Origin of the sequence: Oleiharenicola lentus (assembly GCF_051660365.1) — a bacterium.
GTDB lineage: Bacteria > Verrucomicrobiota > Verrucomicrobiia > Opitutales > Opitutaceae > Lacunisphaera > Lacunisphaera lenta_A.
Map to the genome: position 1 here is coordinate 3,525,868 of NZ_JBOZXB010000001.1, position 17,183 is coordinate 3,543,050.

General features: G+C 58.7%; 20 protein-coding genes. 11 read left to right on the forward strand and 9 right to left on the reverse strand.

The window, feature by feature from the left end; translation table 11 throughout:
- Nucleotides 1-13: 13 nt before the first annotated feature.
- The 5 genes from ACRRQW_RS13720 to ACRRQW_RS13740 all read left to right on the forward strand — a co-directional run bounded on the left by ACRRQW_RS13720 (nt 14) and on the right by ACRRQW_RS13740 (nt 5,108).
- Nucleotides 14-1,360 carry a vWA domain-containing protein gene (locus ACRRQW_RS13720; RefSeq protein WP_438482062.1) on the forward strand — a complete coding sequence of 449 codons (1,347 nt, stop codon included), beginning with the start codon at nt 14-16 and terminating at the stop codon, nt 1,358-1,360.
- Nucleotides 1,361-1,424: 64 nt separating this feature from the next.
- Nucleotides 1,425-3,227 carry a sensor histidine kinase gene (locus ACRRQW_RS13725; RefSeq protein ID WP_438482064.1) on the forward strand — a complete coding sequence of 601 codons (1,803 nt, stop codon included), beginning with the start codon at nt 1,425-1,427 and terminating at the stop codon, nt 3,225-3,227.
- The gene (locus tag ACRRQW_RS13730) at nt 3,224-3,925 is read left to right on the forward strand and encodes a response regulator transcription factor (protein WP_438482065.1); all 702 of its coding nucleotides are present in this window, start codon (nt 3,224-3,226) and stop codon (nt 3,923-3,925) included. Before ACRRQW_RS13725 ends, ACRRQW_RS13730 begins: the two co-directional genes overlap by 4 nt.
- 70 nt (nt 3,926-3,995) lie before the next feature.
- Nucleotides 3,996-4,745, forward strand: coding sequence for a superoxide dismutase (locus ACRRQW_RS13735; RefSeq protein WP_438482066.1), 750 nt, complete (start codon nt 3,996-3,998; stop codon nt 4,743-4,745).
- A gap of 21 nt (nt 4,746-4,766) precedes the next feature.
- On the forward strand, nt 4,767-5,108 hold the full coding sequence (locus tag ACRRQW_RS13740) for a (2Fe-2S) ferredoxin domain-containing protein (protein ID WP_438482068.1): 342 nt from the start codon (nt 4,767-4,769) through the stop codon (nt 5,106-5,108).
- A 6-nt stretch (nt 5,109-5,114) separates the two neighbouring features.
- Here ACRRQW_RS13740 and ACRRQW_RS13745 read toward each other — a convergent pair whose 3' ends face one another.
- Both ACRRQW_RS13745 and ACRRQW_RS13750 read right to left on the reverse strand, forming a co-directional pair.
- Nucleotides 5,115-5,672: a GNAT family N-acetyltransferase gene (locus ACRRQW_RS13745; RefSeq protein WP_438482069.1), complete on the reverse strand. Its 558-nt coding sequence runs from the start codon at nt 5,670-5,672 to the stop codon at nt 5,115-5,117.
- Between the two features lie 72 nt (nt 5,673-5,744).
- Entirely contained in the window at nt 5,745-6,236 is a 492-nt protein-coding gene (locus ACRRQW_RS13750; RefSeq protein WP_438482070.1) for a Fur family transcriptional regulator, read from the reverse strand.
- Between the two features lie 196 nt (nt 6,237-6,432).
- On the opposite strand from ACRRQW_RS13750, the gene ACRRQW_RS13755 reads away from it, so the two are divergent.
- The 3 genes from ACRRQW_RS13755 to ACRRQW_RS13765 all read left to right on the forward strand — a co-directional run bounded on the left by ACRRQW_RS13755 (nt 6,433) and on the right by ACRRQW_RS13765 (nt 9,930).
- The gene (locus ACRRQW_RS13755) at nt 6,433-6,864 is read left to right on the forward strand and encodes a Minf_1886 family protein (protein WP_438482071.1); all 432 of its coding nucleotides are present in this window, start codon (nt 6,433-6,435) and stop codon (nt 6,862-6,864) included.
- A gap of 74 nt (nt 6,865-6,938) precedes the next feature.
- Nucleotides 6,939-9,518, forward strand: coding sequence for a M16 family metallopeptidase (locus ACRRQW_RS13760; RefSeq protein WP_438482072.1), 2,580 nt, complete (start codon nt 6,939-6,941; stop codon nt 9,516-9,518).
- Nucleotides 9,519-9,576: 58 nt separating this feature from the next.
- A complete protein-coding gene (locus ACRRQW_RS13765) occupies nt 9,577-9,930 on the forward strand; it encodes a hypothetical protein (RefSeq protein ID WP_438482073.1) in 354 nt (117 codons plus the stop codon).
- 51 nt (nt 9,931-9,981) lie between these two features.
- On the opposite strand, the gene ACRRQW_RS13770 is transcribed toward ACRRQW_RS13765, so the two are convergent.
- The 4 genes from ACRRQW_RS13770 to ACRRQW_RS13785 are packed head-to-tail and all read right to left on the reverse strand — an operon-like array spanning nt 9,982 to nt 13,576.
- Nucleotides 9,982-10,824: an NAD(+)/NADH kinase gene (locus tag ACRRQW_RS13770; protein WP_438482074.1), complete on the reverse strand. Its 843-nt coding sequence runs from the start codon at nt 10,822-10,824 to the stop codon at nt 9,982-9,984.
- A gap of 37 nt (nt 10,825-10,861) precedes the next feature.
- The gene (locus tag ACRRQW_RS13775) at nt 10,862-11,611 is read right to left on the reverse strand and encodes a TlyA family RNA methyltransferase (protein WP_438482076.1); all 750 of its coding nucleotides are present in this window, start codon (nt 11,609-11,611) and stop codon (nt 10,862-10,864) included.
- A 3-nt stretch (nt 11,612-11,614) separates the two neighbouring features.
- Entirely contained in the window at nt 11,615-12,439 is an 825-nt protein-coding gene (locus tag ACRRQW_RS13780; protein WP_438482077.1) for an Fpg/Nei family DNA glycosylase, read from the reverse strand.
- 3 nt (nt 12,440-12,442) lie between these two features.
- Nucleotides 12,443-13,576 carry a M24 family metallopeptidase gene (locus ACRRQW_RS13785; RefSeq protein WP_438482078.1) on the reverse strand — a complete coding sequence of 378 codons (1,134 nt, stop codon included), beginning with the start codon at nt 13,574-13,576 and terminating at the stop codon, nt 12,443-12,445.
- Between the two features lie 64 nt (nt 13,577-13,640).
- Between ACRRQW_RS13785 and ACRRQW_RS13790 the strand changes: the two genes are divergently transcribed.
- Nucleotides 13,641-14,162 (forward strand): DUF192 domain-containing protein, encoded by a 522-nt coding sequence (locus ACRRQW_RS13790; RefSeq protein ID WP_438482079.1) that lies wholly within the window; start codon nt 13,641-13,643, stop codon nt 14,160-14,162.
- 15 nt (nt 14,163-14,177) lie between these two features.
- Here the strand turns inward: ACRRQW_RS13790 and ACRRQW_RS13795 are convergent, their stop codons facing one another.
- Entirely contained in the window at nt 14,178-14,654 is a 477-nt protein-coding gene (locus ACRRQW_RS13795; RefSeq protein ID WP_438482081.1) for a hypothetical protein, read from the reverse strand.
- A gap of 58 nt (nt 14,655-14,712) precedes the next feature.
- Here ACRRQW_RS13795 and ACRRQW_RS13800 point away from each other — a divergent pair, with 58 nt between their 5' ends.
- Entirely contained in the window at nt 14,713-15,249 is a 537-nt protein-coding gene (locus ACRRQW_RS13800) for an NUDIX hydrolase (protein WP_438482082.1), read from the forward strand.
- Here the strand turns inward: ACRRQW_RS13800 and ACRRQW_RS13805 are convergent.
- Nucleotides 15,221-15,460, reverse strand: coding sequence for a hypothetical protein (locus ACRRQW_RS13805; protein ID WP_438482083.1), 240 nt, complete (start codon nt 15,458-15,460; stop codon nt 15,221-15,223). The genes ACRRQW_RS13800 and ACRRQW_RS13805 overlap by 29 nt on opposite strands.
- Nucleotides 15,461-15,554: 94 nt before the next feature.
- Here ACRRQW_RS13805 and ACRRQW_RS13810 point away from each other — a divergent pair, with 94 nt between their 5' ends.
- Nucleotides 15,555-16,289 carry a hypothetical protein gene (locus ACRRQW_RS13810; protein ID WP_438482084.1) on the forward strand — a complete coding sequence of 245 codons (735 nt, stop codon included), beginning with the start codon at nt 15,555-15,557 and terminating at the stop codon, nt 16,287-16,289.
- Here the strand turns inward: ACRRQW_RS13810 and proC are convergent, their stop codons facing one another.
- Complete coding sequence (proC, locus tag ACRRQW_RS13815; protein ID WP_438482085.1) at nt 16,290-17,099, reverse strand: pyrroline-5-carboxylate reductase; 810 nt, start codon at nt 17,097-17,099, stop codon at nt 16,290-16,292.
- Between the last annotated feature and the right edge of the window lie 84 nt (nt 17,100-17,183).

Here is a 17,183-nt window from a genome sequence, read left to right on the forward strand (position 1 = left end):
CCTGAATCAACTCATGAAACTTATCGCTCTCTCTTCTCTCTTCGCGGCCGGCCTGATTGGCGCGGCATCGCTCTTTGCCAAATCGGCCTCCAATGAACCTGTGCGCGTCGTCATCGACGTCGATCGTGAGACGCTTGGCGCCAACATCACTGAGCGCGCCGTCATCAAAATCGGCCTAGACGGCATCAAGTTGCCGCGCCGTGAATCGCGCCCGCCGGTGAATCTCGCGTTGGTGATCGACCGATCCGGTTCGATGGCAGGCGACAAAATCGCACAGGCCCGCGAGGCCGCGCTCGAAGCGGTGCGTCAACTCGCACCGGACGATATCGTCGCGCTGATCGCCTACGATACCAGCGTGCAAACCCTTGTGCCGGCGCAACGCGTCGGCGACGGGCGCGGTTTGGAATATGCGATTCGCTCGCTCGAAGCCCGCGGCAACACGGCGCTCTACGGCGGCGTGACTCGGGGCGCGGACGAAATCCGCAAACACATCGAAGACGCGCGCTACATCAATCGCGTGATTCTGCTTTCAGACGGCATGGCCAATGTCGGCCCGAGTTCGCCGGATGAGCTGGGGCGTCTCGGTGCGTCGCTGATGAAGGAAGGCATCACGGTTTCGACGATCGGCCTTGGGCTCGGATTCAATGAAGACCTGATGGCGCGCCTGGCTTCGCGCAGCGATGGTAACACTTATTTCGTGCAAAACAGCGACGACCTGCCGTCGATTTTTGCGCGGGAACTTGGCGACGTGTTGAATGTGGTGGCGCGGCGGGTTGTGGTGGAAATCGAATTTCCCGAAGGCGTGCGCCCGATCAACTTTGTCGGGCGTGACGGCGTGATTCGCGGGCAGCGTGCCGAGCTTTCGCTGAGCCAAATCTACGGTGGCCAGCAAAAGTTCGCCTTGATCGAAGTTGAAGTCTCGCCGGGAAAAAACGGACGCGAACGCGAGATCGCGAGCGCCAAGATCTCCTACGAAAACGCGCTCACGCAGCAAAGCGCGTCGATCAGCGCCAAGCGCAACGTGAAGTTCAGCGAGAAATCGGAAGTGGTCGTCGCCTCGGCCAATCATCAAGTGCAAGCCGACTACGCCGCCAATTCGCTCGCGGTCGCGAAGGAAAAAGCGATCGAACTCGTCGATGCGGGGCGGCGCGACGAAGCGGGCGCTTTGCTCAAAGCGCGGGCGCAGGAATTCAAATCGATGGCGGACACCTACAGTAACACGGCGGTTGCTTCAGCCGCGGCAGTGGCTGCGCCCGAAGCCGAGCGCGTCGCGCGAGACGGACTCGATAACGCCCAGCGCAAAGCGTATCGCGCCGAAAGCTCTCAAGTGAAAAGCCAGCAGGCGACGGGTTCGCGTTAATCAAAAAATGCGGCGCGGTTTCATGGCTTCCCATTGGCTCTTCAATAACTAGTTTGAACCAGTCGTGCTCACTGCATCGCGTCGCATATTTCTCTACTGGTTGCTCCTGTTGCTGCCCGCACTCGTGGTGGGCGCAGGGGCGATTCAGTTGTTGCGACGCGAGCAGGCGCGGCTCGTCGAACGCGGTCAATACGCCGATGAAGCGCGGCTCGCCGCCGTCACGGCGCGCACACGACTGGTGGTGGAAAACGTCGAGTTGTTGATGGGCGACATTCAAACCGGGTTGCTCGACACGCTCGCGGCCGAGCCGGCGGAGAGTTTACTGGTCTTTTTGGATCAGTGGGAAAAGACGAATCCGTTTGTGCGCACGGCGTTTATTGCGGCGAGCGAGGGACGGTTGCAGCGGCCTCTCTCGATTAACGCTGACGAAGATGGTCGCGGATTCATCCGGAGATTTGGCGCGCGTTTCCTCGACTCGCCGCCGTGGGGATTCAGCCAGCCGAAAGCAAAAGCGGATCTCGCCGCGTCGTTCGACGAAGCCAAAAAGGAACGCGAGGAAACTGCGGCGCGTCAGCAAGTGGCTTCGAATGTTTTCAAAATGCAAAACGCGCGCCGCGATGCCAAAGTCTCCTCGCGGCAGAACTCTGCGCCGGCGTTAGCGGATAGCGTGCCCGCCGTTGAAGCTTCGGCGGCGAGCGCGGGAGCGGGTTACGCGGCGCCAAGTCCGGCAATCAGCCAGGCGCGGGAGGTTTCGCCGGAACGTCGCGGTTGGAACTCATGGCTCATCGACGGTCGCTTGCATATGCTCGGGTGGGTGCAGCCGGCTAACGCGAGCGCCGTGCGTGGGGCAGAAATGGAAATGGTAGCGCTCATCGGGCGCATGGGCGGCGCGTTGCCGGCGGAAGTCGACGGTGGAGAAGGTTACGCGTTACGCGATGAGCAAGGGCGGATTTTGCACCAAGTCGGCGCAATCGCCCGTGAAGCGCAGCCGGCGGTGCGCGTGCCGTTTGCCGGAAACTCATTGCCGGGCTGGGACGTCGTGGCGTTTTTGCCGCTGGCGGAGCGCGATGCGGGATTGGGCGGGAGTTTCTTTTTGGTGGGCTCGTTGCTGATTGGAATTTTTGTGACGGCAATCGTGGTGGGCGGATCGCTGCTCTTGTGGCAGGCACGACGTAGCGAGGCGGAGGCGGCTCAGAAGACGTCATTCGTCGCGAATGTTTCGCACGAATTCAAAACGCCGCTCACGACGATCCGGCTCTATTCGGAGCTATTGGAGCAAGGTCGCGTGCAGGATCCGGGTAAAAGTGCAGACTATCTGCGAACGATCGGTCGCGAAACTCAGCGGCTGTCACGGTTGGTGGGCAACGTGCTGGATTTCAGCCGGCTCGAACAGGGACAGAAGAAGTTCGCGCTCGAGCCGATCGAGTTGACCACGGAAGTCGGGCGCCTGCTGGATACGCAGTCGCCCCGCTTGTCGGAAGCCGGTCTTCAAGTCACGCGGCACTTGCCGCACGCACCGGTGCGGGTGCAGACGGATCGCGACGCGCTTGAGCAAATTGTTCTGAACTTGTTGGAGAACGCCTGCAAATACGCGGACCGCGGCGGCGAGTTGACGGTGTCGCTTGAGCCGCGAAAAGAGGGCGGCGCAGTGCTTCGCGTGATGGATCGGGGGCCCGGCGTGCCGCCGGAACATCAACTGCGCATCTTCGAGAAATTTCATCGCGTGGACGATACGCTGACTGCTGAAAAAGCCGGAGCAGGCCTGGGCTTGAGCATCGCGCGGCAACTGGCGCGTGGGCTGGGCGGAGAACTGCGTTATCGCGCGCGTGAGGGCGGCGGCGCGGTGTTCGAATTACAATTACCATGAAGGCAAAAATTCTCATCGCGGAAGACGACGCGAACATCCGGCTCGGTTTGGTCGCGACCCTCGAAAGTGAAAGCTATGCGGTGACCGCGGCAGGTGATGGCGCGCAGGCGAAGAAGTTTTTCGCACAGCAGAAGTTCGATCTGGTGATTCTCGACGTCATGATGCCGCAGGTGAATGGTTACGATGTGTGCCGCGATCTCCGCGCCTCGGGCTCGCGCGTGCCGGTGTTGTTGCTCACGGCGAAAAGCGAAGAAATCGACAAGGTCGTGGGCCTGAAGCTCGGCGCGGATGATTATCTCACGAAGCCGTTTGGCGTGCAGGAATTGCTGGCGCGGGTGGAGGCGCTATTGCGGCGCGGACGTTTGTCGGCGATGGCGGTGGAGCCCGAGGCAATCGAGCCGACGTTCAAATTGGGTAAAGCCACGATCGACCGGCGGAAATTTACGGTGACGCTCGCGGGCCATTCCCAGTCGCTCACGGCGCGGGAGCTGAAACTGGCGGAGACGTTTGCGGCGCGGGCCGGCGATGTGCTGACGCGCGATGCGCTGCTGAATGCCGTGTGGGGCGTGGATTATTTCGGAACGACGCGCACACTCGACCAGCATGTGGCGCAACTGCGAAAAAAAATCGAAATGGATCCCGAAGACCCGCAAGTCATCGTGACGGTCCACGGGGTGGGCTATCGATGTGATTCCTGAATTTTTGCTTCGGCACAAAACGGCGCTTTGAATGTCGAGAAAGCTGAGTTAATTAAACCCTCTCCCTCTTATGAAATCTGAAAATCCGTCCTCCCATCTTTCGCGTCGTGATGCTTTGAAATTCATGGGTTTGGGATTGGCCGCGGCGGGCATCGGTTTTAGTCGTGGCGGCGCGGCGGAGATTTCTGCCGCGGGCGTGGATGGCTGGGTGTTGCCGAAATTACCGTATGCTTACGACGCGCTGGAGCCGCACATCGATGCGCGCACGATGGAGATTCATCATTCGAAACACCATCAAGCTTACATCAACGCCGGCAAAGCGGCGTTGGAGAAGCATCCGGATCTGCTGAAGCTGACGCCGGAGCAATTGGTCGCCTCGCTGGGTTCGATCACGGTGCCCGAGGCCACGCGCACGACGTTGCGCAACCAGGCGGGCGGGCATGTGAATCATACTTTCTTCTGGAAGATTATCGCGCCGGGTGGCGGCGGCGTGTTGCCGGAAGCGTTGGGCGAGGACATCAACAAGACGTTTGGTTCGCTCGATGAGTTGAAAAAACAATTTAACGACGCCGCCGCGAAACGGTTTGGTAGCGGTTGGGCGTGGCTTTCGCTGAAGGATGCCAAGCTGGTCGTGCACTCGACCGCCAATCAGGATTCGCCACTCACCGAAGGGGCGACGCCCATTATCGGCCTCGATGTGTGGGAGCATGCGTATTATCTGAAATACCAGAACATGCGCGCGGATTACACGAAAGCGTTTTGGAGCGTGGTGAACTGGACGCAGGCGGGCGAAAATTACGCCGCTGCGAAGAAAGTTTAATTTTTAGCTCACGCGCGCGCCATGGGCTCTAAATCTATCGAGGAAGTTGGGATTCCCGAAGCGCGCCGCCATGTGTTTCTGTGCCCCGGGCCGAAGTGTTGCTCGGAAAAAGAGGGCGAAGCGACGTGGAAGCACATGAAGTCGGAACTCAAAGATCGCGATCTTCCCGTGCTGCGGACGAAAGCGGATTGTTTCCGCATGTGTCACGAGGGGCCGTGGCTCGTCGTTTATCCCGAGGGCGTGTGGTATTCGGAAGTCACGCCGAAGCGTTTTGACCGAATCCGCAAGGAGCACATCGAAGGCGGCGTGCCGGTCGCTGAATGGGTGCGGGCGGTTAATCCGCTCGCGTCACCTGGGAAGTAAGCACACTCAAACTTCTGCTGACGCAAGTTCGTTGCGCGCAGGAGCAGCAATGGCGTAAAGGTTGCCGATTTTCCCGTCGGAGGGCAGGGCGATGTTTTTTTCGAAGCGCAGGCCGATTTTTTCCAGGACGCGAATCGACGCGTCGTTTTGAGAATCGGTGATCGCGACGATGCGTTTCAAGCCAGCGTGCGTCCAACCGTAGTGCAGGACGGCGGAAGCGGCTTCGGTGGCGTAGCCGTGGCCGGAGTGTTTTTCAAGAAAGGCGAAACCCACGTCGATGTCTTCGAGCGTGTCGCGTTTGATGAGTCCGCACATGCCGATGGGCGTTTGACTGTTTTTTAAGCGCACGGCCCAAAGGCCGAAACCGTTTTTGGCATAGCTGGCGATCGGCCCTTTTTGCAAATAGCTCACGGCATCTTCGACGGTTCTAATACCACGATCGCCGATGAAGCGGTGCCAGAGCGGCTCGTTGAGCAGGGTGACCACGAAGGCGGCGTCGGCGGCCGTAAACTCGTTGAGTTGGAGCCGTTCAGTTGCGGCGATCAGGCGTGGTGGGGGATTCATGGGGCGCGGACACGAAAAAGGCGCGGTATTGCGACCGCGCCTTTTGCAGGGTTTGTGTGCGAAACTCGAAACTTATTTGCCGGCGGAAACACCGTTCACGCGGGAAGTGCGCGAGGTAGCGTCTTTTTGGCAGGTCGGGCAAACGCCGAAGAACTCAACGACGTGGCTCACTTCGGTGTAGCCGCGTTCTTTGATAAGGTTGTCCATGCCTTCGATGGGGAAGTAGTCGACGCGATCGGTGCCGCCGCAGGCTTTGCAGACGATGTGGTAGTGGCGTTGCGCGCCGAGCGTGAGTTCGAAAAGGCAGGTGCCGTTGTGCAGGTAGCTGCGACGCACCATGCCGATGCTCTCGAATGCGGCGAGACAGCGATAAACGGTGACCAGATCGCACACGTCGGTGCCCATGTCTTGATGGATGCGCTCGATGCTGACCGGGCCTTCGTGTTGCAGAAGGGATTCGATAATGGCGACGCGGGGTTTGGTGATGCGCATTTGCGCATTGCGGATGCGAGCGCGGGCCTCGTCCAAGGGAGATTCAACGGGCTGAGTGCTGATGGCACCCATTGGGTGGTTTGATTGTGTCGCAGCGATCATGCATCAATCTCTGGGAGTATCGCCCAAGGATTGCGAGGAGAAGATTGCGTAACTCGCGTATGATTAACGACATTTGTGGTGAATGGGGTGTTTACTGGGGCGAAAAGTGGGGTGTTGCATGGTTGCGAGGTGACGAGTGGTATGCTACGTAAAGAATCTGAAATTCATGCAAGATCTCGAATTTACCGAAATCGTCGGACTCATCTGCAAAGAGGACACTCGCTTTGATCGCAAAGCCTATACGTTTGTGCGGCAAGCGCTCGACCACACGGTAAAGGAGTTGAAGAAAAAAACTCCCGAGCGCACCGGCAAATCCCAACACGTGAGCGGCGCGGAACTGCTCGAAGGCACGCGCGCGTATGCGCTGGAGCAATTCGGCCCGATGACCAAGACCGTGCTCAATGCTTGGGGCATCACGCAGTGCAGCGATTTCGGCGACATCGTTTTCAACCTGATCGATTATAATGTGTTCAGCAAAACTGACGCGGATCGCCGCGAAGATTTCGCGAACATCTACGAATTCGACGAAGCCTTCGTGAAACCTTTCGCGCCCGCGCGGAGCGGCCGCCGTGGCTCGCGCGCGAGCGGCGCGAATTGATTGCGCGCACCGTTGTGCGCGAAGAGGGAAAGCCCTGTTGCGAATGTTTGCTGATTCAGCTGATTTAATTTTCCATGCCCAAGACCCAATCTGTCCGTTCCCGCGACCTCGCATTGCTCGAAAATCTCTGGCGCGAGCCGGTCGAACGCTACGTGTTGCCCAACGGACTCACCGTCCTGCTCAAATTAGACACGTCCGCACCGGTGAGTTCGGTGCAGGTATGGGTGAAGACGGGCAGCATCCACGAAGGCATCGCGCTCGGCGCGGGGTTGTCGCATTATCTCGAACACATGCTGTTCAAAGGCACCGAACGCCGTGCCGGCCGCGAGATCTCTGCGACCGTGCAAGCGCACGGCGGTTACATTAACGCCTACACGACGTTCGACCGCACCGTTTACTACATCGATCTTCCTTCGGTGCACACGAATGTCGCGATCGACTTGCTGGCGGACGCTACGCTGCATTCGACGCTGCCCGCGGCCGAAGTGACGAAAGAAAAAGACGTCATTCTGCGCGAGATCGATATGTGTCTCGACGATCCCGATCAGCGACTTTCGCAGGCGCTATTTGAGACGGCGTTTCGCGATCACCCGTATCGTCAGCCGATCATTGGCCATCGCGATGTCTTTGCTGCGATCACGCGCGAGGACCTCGTGGCGTATTATCGGGCGCGCTACGTGCCGAACAATCTCGTCGTGGTGATCGCAGGCGATTTCGAACCGGCGGCGACGAAGGCGGCCATCGCCGAGCATTTCGGCAAAGCCCCGCGTGTGCGACTCGCTCCCGTGCTCGTGCCGGAAGAGTCGTTGCAACTTTCCCGTCGCGACCAGCACCTCTACGAAGACGTCAAAGTTTCGCGCGCCGGCCTCGGCTGGCAGATTCCCGGACTCACTCACCCTGACGCGCCCGCGCTCGACATGCTCGCGATGGTGCTGGGCAACGGCGACAGCTCGTTCCTTTGGCAAAGCATTCGTGAAAAGGCGCGCTTGGTGCATAGCATCGACGCGATGTCGTGGAGCCCGGGCACGAGCGGCTTGTTCTACATTTCGTATTTATCTGATCCTGACAAACGTCTCGCCGCCGAGCAGGCGATTTTGAGCGAACTTCAACGGATCGAGAAAAAAGGCATCAGTGCCGCCGCGCTCGCGAAAGCGGTGCGTCAAGTGGTCACGTCAGAAGTGAACATGCGCAAAACGATGTCCGGCCAAGCCTCGCGCCTCGGTTCCGGTGAAGTCGTGGTGGGCGACATCAATTACACGCGACGTTACTTCGAGCAGATCTTCGCGCTCACGCCGGCAGATTTAAAACGCGTGATGCGCACTTACCTCGTGCCGGAGAAATTGGTCGTGGTTTCTTCCAACCCGCTCGCATCAGCCGATGCCGGCGACGCCGGCAAGCAACGCGCGGCGACGACCCTTGATTTCGAAGAAATCAAGCTGCCGAACGGCGCGCGCCTGTTGCTCCAGCCGAACAAAAAACTGCCGAATCTCCACCTGCGACTCGCCTTTGCCGGCGGCCCGATGTTCGAAGTTTCCGGTCGCGCCGGCAGCACGTCGCTCATGGCGACGATGTTGACGAAGGATACTACGAAACGATCCGCCGAAGCGGTCGCCCAAGCCATCGAGGAAGTGGGCGGTGCGTTCCATGATTTTTCAGGCAATAATAGTTTCGGCCTCGTTTCGGAAGTTTTGCCGAGCGACGTCGAACTTGGGCTGGAATTGATGTCCGATGCGATTTTACGACCGGCGTTTAAATCCGTGCGCTTGGAAATCGAACGCGAAGCGTCGCTTGCGTCGCTTAAGGAAAGTTTGGACGACGTGGTTTCGGTGGGTCGCAAAAAGATGCGCGAGAAATTCTTCGGCGGGCATCCGTTCGCGATCGAAAGCGGCGGCGACGAAAAATCGCTCCATGCGATTCAGATCTCGGATTTGAAAACGCTGCACAAAAAACTTACCGTGGCCGGCAATGCTGTGCTGGCGGTCGCGGGTGATTTCGATCCGCAGAAACTTGTGCCGAATTTGAAAGCGTTTCTCGCGAAGCTCCCGAAAGGCAACGTGAGCCGCCTCGACGTGACCTTTAAAAGTGCCACGGGTGAGTTCGTCGAAATCCAGCCACGTCAGCAGGCAATTGTGTTTCAGGCGTTTCGTGGCCCGGGATTGCTCGCGGAGGATTATATCGTGAGCGAAGTTGCCGACGAATTGTTCAGCGGCATGTCTTCGCATCTCTTCGAGCGCGTGCGTGAAGAAAAGAGTCTGGCGTATTTTGTGCGCTCCAATCGCATCGTCGGCTTGGAGGCGGCGATGTTCTATTTCTTCGCCGGCACGAGCCCCGAGCGATATGAGGAAGTGATCGCTGAACTAAACTTGGAGATCGCCCGCGTCCAGAAAGGTAAAGTGACCAAGGAAGAGTTGCTGCGCTGTCAGACTCGTCTGAAGGCAGGCAAGCGCATGGGCATGCAGACGAATTCGGCTCGCGCTCAAGGCGCCGCGCTCAATGCGGTCTACGGGTTGCCGGTGAACGACTGGCGCACCTATGATGCCCGGATCGACGCAGTGACGCTCACCGATTTGCAGGCGTTCGCGCGGAAATATTTCCAGCGACCGGAACGCGTGCAGTTGGTGGTTAAACCCGAGCCCTCCGCACCGACAGCCTGAATTTAGGTAAGCACGGTCCTTGCGTGCTGTCGCGTATTTCAGTTAGCGTGCCGCTCTCATGAAAGCCACACGCTCTCTTTGGACTATCGCGCTGGGTTTACTGGCGCTCGCGATTGCTGCCCCTGCCACCTCGTTCGCCCAAGAAGGCCATAAGGAAAAGAAGCCCTCGAAAGCCACTCTCGAACAATACGACGCCAATAAAGATGGCGTGCTGAGTGAAGAGGAAAATGCGGCGGCGAAAGCCGGTGCTGCGGCCAAAGCGAAAGCCACCAAGGAAGCCAATCTCGCGAAATACGACGCTGACAAAGACGGCAAACTTTCAGAGTCCGAAAAGGCCACCAAGAAAGCCGACGATGATGCCGCCAAAGCGGCGAAGAAGGCTGAAAAAGACGCCAAGAAAGCGGCTAAATAAACCTGGCGAGAAATTCTGTTTTACCACAAACCCCGGCCTGATCGCCGGGGTTTATTTTTTGTCCAAAAAGCCGCCGCTCCACTTGAGCTTTGTGCGCATGACTTCGAAATGGGAATAATCGCGGCGTTGCACGAGTGAGAGCGAGCGTTCCGAGATGGAAATCTCGATCGGCGAGTCTTCCGTCACCGTGGTGTTGCGTTGTCCATCCATCGCGACGAGCAAACGCGATTCCTTGCTGCGATTGTAAACTTTCAGTTTTACGTCGTCGCGGAAAATAATGGTGCGGTTGCTCAGCGTGTGCGGGCAGATGGGCGTCATCGCGATCACTCCGGCCCCCGGGTGAATAATTGGGCCACCGGCCGCGAGATTGTAAGCCGTCGAGCCAGTCGGCGTGGAAAAAATCACGCCGTCGCAATAGTAGTCAGTCACGAGCTTGCCGTTGGCAAACACCTCGAGACGGACGAGGCGGGAATTAACTTCATTTTTGATCAACACGTCGTTCAACGCGATGTCGCGGTGCTTGGGACTCGCCTGGCAATTGAGCAGCGAGCGCGTCGCAAGACGATAGTCGCCGTCGAGCACGCTGGCGAATTGTGCGCACGCTTCTTCGGCCGAAAATGTCGTGAGAAAACCGAGGCTGCCTTGATTGACGCCGATGACGGGGATGCCTTGGCGCGCGGCTCCGCCGACGACACCGAGCAAAGTGCCGTCGCCACCGATGACGCAGCAGGCGTCAAACCCTTTGAAGTAGCCCGCTGGCAAATCACGTTCGCTGGAAAATTTGATCTTCTTCGCACCGGCGTCGCGCGCGATTTGCGCGAGCTTTTGCGCAAGGTCGGCGGCGCCCGGTTTTTCCGAGTTGAAAACAAAGGCCAGTTTTTGAAACGGCTGCATGGTTTCTAGTGCCCTAGCAGCGGCGGGGAGGGCGAGACTATTTCTGCCGCGTCAGCCCAAGCAGGTATTCGCGATTTCCGTCGGTGCCGTGAATCGGGCATTCCATTTCGCCGACGAGAATTGCGCCGGCCAGCTCGCGCAACGCGAACTCGCGCACTTCCGTGAGGACACGTTCGCGCACCGCGTCGTCACGGATGATGCCTTGGCCGCGATCGACTTCGGCTTTGCCGGCTTCGAACTGCGGTTTTACGAGCGCGATGAGGGTTCCGCCTTTGCGCAAAAACGGCCACACGGCGGGCAACACGCTTTTGAGCGAAATGAACGAAAGGTCCATGATCACTACGTCGTAATTTTCGCGTGGCAACTCACCGGGTTGCAGGTGTCGCGCATTGGTTTTCTCCAGGTTGGTGACGCGCGGATCGCGGCGAATCCGGTCATGTAACTGGCTGTGACCGACATCGACGCAGGTCGCCGACACCGCACCGGCTTGCAACGCGCAATCTGTGAAACCACCCGTCGAGGCGCCCACATCGAGCACGTGCGTGCCGTTGAGATCGGTCGGAAATTTTTCGAGATAAGCGGCCAATTTTTCGCCGCCCCGACTGACGAAGCGTGGGGGTTGGTCGATGGTGACTTCGAAATCCGCCGGGTATTCTTTGCCCGGTTTTTCAAGGCGCTCCGTGCCGTGACGCACCCGCCCCGTCATGATCAGAGATTTCGCCTGCGCCCGCGACGGCACGAGGCCGCGAGCGACGAGAAGTTCATCGAGTCTGGTTTTCGCGGGCACGCGTCAAATGAGTTTCTGCCGCGCCGGTGACCAGCAGGTGGTGCGGCCGCCGACTTCTTCGCGGGTGAGTGGTTTCTTGGTGCGTGGGCAGAGGCCGCCATCCTCCCAGCGGTGCCAGAAAAGCCACGATTTGGGAATGTGATGATTCAAGTCAGGTGGCAGGTAAGCGCCTTTGCCGGCGATGGTGTCGAGTGCGATGCGGCATACGGTGCGGCATTCGCGATGCAGCGTTTTGATTTCGACCGTAGTGAGCGAGGCCGCGAGGCGCTTCGGATGGATCGCGGAGCGCCAAAGCACTTCGTCGGCCATCCAGTTGCCGATGCCGGGAAAACGTTCCTGCATGAGCAATACCGCTTTGATCGGCGTGCGGCCGCGGCGCTTCAGGAATGTGGCCACAGCTTCGACGGTGAACGCTTTCGAGAGAATCGCCGGCGCAATGCGCGTCCACCACGCAGGCGCGTCTTTGCCGTGATGAAATAAAATCGCTCCGAACATTCGCGGGTCGTTAAACACCAGCTGACGATCCTTCTGCACCAAAATCAGGTGGTCGTGTTTTTGCTGGGCGTAGTCACTCGCTTCGACGCGTAGCTCACCGCTCATACCGAGATGGACGCCGAGCCAGCTTTCGCCGCTGAACAAAAACAGCATTTGCTTGGCGGCAGTCTCAGACGTGACGAGTTTGGCTCCCGTGAGATGCTTTTTCAGCAACGCAGCGTTCGCACCACGAAATACTTTTTTCTCAGCGTGGAGTTTAACCTCCAGCACTTTGGCCCCATGGCCGATGCTCCAGCGCTTGCGGAAAAATTCAACTTCAGCGAGTTCGGGCATCGGTTAACGAATTTCCCAATTATACGGATGCTTCGAGAGCGCCTTGGTGCCGGTTGCGGTCACCTGCACGACGTCTTCCCAGCGGCAACCGCCGAGTCCTGGATAATACAAGCCGGGTTCGACCGTGAGCACCGAGCCTGCTTTTAGCGGATACGGCGTGGTCGGCGACATGCGGCCGGGATCGTGAACGGCGAGTCCAAGTCCGTGGCCGGTCCCGTGGAAAAATCCGACCGAGCCGCTCTTGTCGTGACGGGTTTCGTAGCCGGCATCTTCGAAATAATTAGACACCGCCGCGTGAATCGCACGTCCGTCGATGCCGGCGCGGATGGCTTTGAGCGCGAGCTGCTGGCCTTCGCGGACGGTGGCGACCATGCGGCGCTGCACTTCACGGGGACGGCCTTTCAAATAGGTGCGCGTCATGTCGCCGAAGTAACCGGTCTTGGTGACGCGCGGGAAAATATCGATGATGATCAGTTCGTGCGGTCGTAACGGGCCGGAGCCGCGCTCGTGCGGATCGCAGGCTTGGTCGCCGCCAGCGACGATTGTGTCCTGCGGGTTGCCGCCTTGCTCCTTGATGGCGACTTCGATCGTGAAACGCAGCCGCTCGGACGTGAGCGGTTTGCCTTGGTGGATGAGATGGGCGCCTTTGATTTTAGAGGTGCGCAGGATCTTTTCCGCCGCGAGGTAGCCGACGGAGCAGAGACGGTTACCTTCGCGAATGCAGGCGGCTTCCCAATCGGATTTAATTTCGCGTTCCGGGAAAAGCAGGCCGTTGGCAAAGGTGAGTTTCAGGCCGAGCTGGGTGAGTTTTACGTAGAGCGACGCTGGAAAATCGTCCGCGATGCGAAAGGAGCGCTGGCCGTATTCCTTGGCGAGTGTGGCGATGATTTCAGCGGTGCTGGCTTTGGCGCCGTGTTGGGCCTGCGCGCGGGCGAGGGCTTCATCGCGGGGAATGATGATATCGAAGGTGCTCGTTTTCTTCACGCGCCCAAGTTCAAGCGCGCTTTGCACGGTAATTTTTTTTCCGCGGGCGCCGAACGCGATGAAGGGATCATGCACTTCGACGCGGCCGAAATAGAGCATGTCGGCGCTGGCGTGGGTGTCGGCGTAGAGAAGCGGCGGAAGTGAAGTTTTCACGGTGGAGGGAAAGATTGTGTTGGAACGGCCGAACGATAACTAGGAGTTAAACCAAAACGCAAAAATGTTTTCCCGCCGCTTGTTCGTTCAATGTTTCACTTTTGCCATCGTCTCGTTGCTGACCGCGTGCGGCGGCTCCGATTCGAAACAGAGCTCCGGCCCGAAAACCGTCGATGATCGTTTCGCGATCAAGATCGGCGACCGCACGGTGCAGATGCAACTCGCGGTGCTGCCCGACGAAATGCAAAAGGGCCTGATGTTTCGCAAGACGATGGGCGCGGATGAAGGAATGTTATTTGTGTTTAATCGTCCGCAGCAGCTCGGCTTTTGGATGCGGAACACGGAACTGGCGCTCGATATCGGCTACCTGGATGCGAATGGCGAATTGAAGGAAATCTATCCGATGTATCCACGCGACGAACGCTCCGTCAGCTCGCGCTCGCGGTCGTTGCAGTTTGCCCTCGAAATGAACCAAGGTTGGTTCGCGCAAAACGGAGTTAAACCAGATGCCAAGCTCGATCTGAAAGCGTTGGCCGAGGCGCTCAAGGCGCGCAACCTGCGCCCGGAAGCGTTTGGGATTCGCTGAAACCGACTCAGGCGGTCACGCGTCTTTGCGGCGACGGTCGACTTTCTCGGTTTTGAACTCGTCTTTCGGCAGCACGTTGTCGGTGACGACGACAGCGACGGGCAGCTTGGTTTTGATCCAGAGCTCGGACTCTTTGAAGTATTTCGGACTCGCGCTTTCGAGCGCTTCGCCGACGGATTTGACCGGCATCATGCGGCCTTTTTTCGAAGCGTTGAAATCGTAAGCGCCTTTGAAAATGCGTTCGGTGGTCGAGTAGGGGCTGGCGTCTTCCGGGATTTGCACGACCCAACCGGTGAGATTCTCGGTCGGAAGTTTGCCTTCCATGTCGGAGAGGAGCACGACGAATTGTTTCTTCGCGGCCGGTGGCTTTTCCTCGTCGGCCTCGGGTTGCGTGGCGGAATTCATTTCCTCGACGATCTCGCGCAGCAGCGATGGCTCCAGTTTGTGGCGTTTGAGGATTTCGGCGACTTGGTTGACTTCGATTTTAGCCATGGGAAATTGGGGAAAAGCACGAATGGACACGAACGGGCAGGAATGACAAAGCTAATTCGTGGGACAAAACCTAGACGAACTTTTCGATGTCGTGGACGAAAACGACCACGTGACGGCTCAGTTGGAGCGTCGCCATGTGCACGCGAGAAAACTGCGGCATCGCGCAGTGCATCTGCTCGTGACGAATCGTGCGGGCGAGGTGTTTTTGCACCAGCGTTCGATGAGCAAAGACTTATTTCCCGGCGTGTGGGACTCGTCGGCCGCCGGGCATGTGGGCGCTGGCGAAGATTACGATGGCACGGCGGTGCGCGAATTGGACGAGGAACTGGGTTGTCGTCCTGAGAGGCCGCCGCAGCCGCTTTTCAAAATCGAGGCTCGCGAGGAAACGGGGCAGGAATTTGTGTGGGTGTATCGCGTCGAATCGGAGGGGCCGTTTACGCTGCATCCCGAAGAGATCGAGCGGGGCGCGTGGTTTACGATCGAGGCGATTGATCGTTGGATCGCAGAGCGTCCGCAGGAACTGGCGCCGGCGTTTCTCTATCTCTGGCCGATGGCGCGTCGCTGGTTTATTTCGGCGGGCGCTGGCTCAGAATAAATTCGTATTGGCCTTGCGAGAATAAGCGGCGTGGGACTCGGCGGTTGGCTTCGGTGATGAGCGTGTCCCATTCCTCGTCGTTGGGCTCGAACTCGATCCACGAGGTGTTGCGACCATATTTTTTAGTCCACGTGATCGTCTTGCCGAAGATGTCCACGCACACTTGGTGTTTTTTGCCTTCCTCGTCTTTTTGCCACCAGCCGAATTCCATGCGCCAAGGGGTAAAGGTTTACTTCGCGACAGCAAGTGCGGCGTTCGCTAAGTTTTGCTAGACGGTGCGGAGAAGTTAACCACGCTGTTCCTCCATGAATCGTTTACCCCCTGTGATTCTGGTGCTGGGTTTGCTGGCGTGTTCCGTTTTTGGAGCGTCGACGGATATCGGCCGCGATATTGCGCGCCAACACGCCGAACGGGCGGGCGCGAAACTGCCGGCGTTGAACTCGCTGCGCGGTGATGGAAAAACGTTTATCGGGCGCGAGGTGGTGCCGTTTGCCTTTATCTCGCAGCGGCCGAATCGGCTGCGGGTCGAGAGCTATACGCCGTTGCGTCGCGTGGTGCAGGTCTATGACGGCACTAACGCACCGTGGATTAGCCACACGGAAATCAAAAACGGCATTCCGGAAAACATGCCGGAGGGCGACGCGAAGGATTTTATCGAAAACGCAGACTTCGATGGGCCACTGGTGAATTATGCAGCAAAAGGATTTTCCGTGGACTACGCAGGTGAAGAAAAAATCGACGGCCGCGACGCGTTCAAGCTGCTCGTGATGAGCAAAACAGATCACATTTTCTTTTTGTGGGTCGACACGAAGAACTACGAAATCGTGAAGCGCACGGTGTATCGCACGGTGAAAGGGAAACGCGTGGCGATGGACACGTTGTTCAAAGATTTCCGCCCGGTTGGCGGCGTGCTTCAGCCGCATCGTGTCGAAACGCTCGCCGATGGCCGGTTGCTTTACGTAATGGTGACCGACAAGATGGCCGCGAATCCGGCAGATGTAGATGCGGGTAACTTTGCGCGGATCGACAACCGACCGTAATTAGTCGCGCGAGAGTTCGTTGGCTCGGTGCGCGGCGGCGAGAATGGTTTCCTTCATCGTCTCGCGAAAATTGCGTGCGGCCATCGTTTGCAGGCCGGCGTAAGTGGTGCCGTTGGGCGAGACGACTTTGTCGCGCAAAACTTCGGGATCGAGGCCGGTATGCGCGAGGAGCTTCGCCGCGCCGAGCGCAGTTTCAAGCGCGAGGGTTTGCGCGTGTTCACGCGATAAGCCTGCCGCGATGCCGCCGTCGCGGAGCGCGGCGACGAATTCGAAAAGAAAGGCGGGGCCGCTGCCGACGAGCGCCGTGACTGCGTCCATGTGTTCTTCGCCGAGCGCGACAAATTTGCCGAGCGCGCCGAGCAGTTGTTCGACGATGGCGCGGTCGGCGTCAGTGAGCGCTGTGAGCGAGCAATACGGCGTCATGCCCGCGCCGATGGCGGCAGGGGTATTGGGCATCGTGCGGATGATGTTGCGCGCGCGCGGAAAAGATTGGGCGAGGCGCGCGATTTTTTTTCCCGCGAGCACGGAGAGCACGAGTTTGCCCGTCGTGAGTTCGGCGAGACGTGGGTCAGCGATCGCGAGCGATTGAGGCTTGAAGGCAACGACGACGGTGTCGGCACTCGCGAGCAGTTTGGCTAAATCCGGTTCGAAGGTGATGCCAGTGTCGGCGGCTAGCTTCTGCGCGGTGCCGCCGGTTTTGCTCGTGCAGGCGATGTCGCCAGATGCATAGATTTTTTTTGCGAGCAGACCGCGCACGATGGCGGACGCGAGATTGCCGGAGCCGATGAAAGCAAGTTTGGTCGAAGCCATGACGTGGCTGATTGATTGCGCCGACCGCATGGAGTCGCAACGCGAATTGTGAGCCGGTCGTGAACGAGGGCGGTTACGGATAAC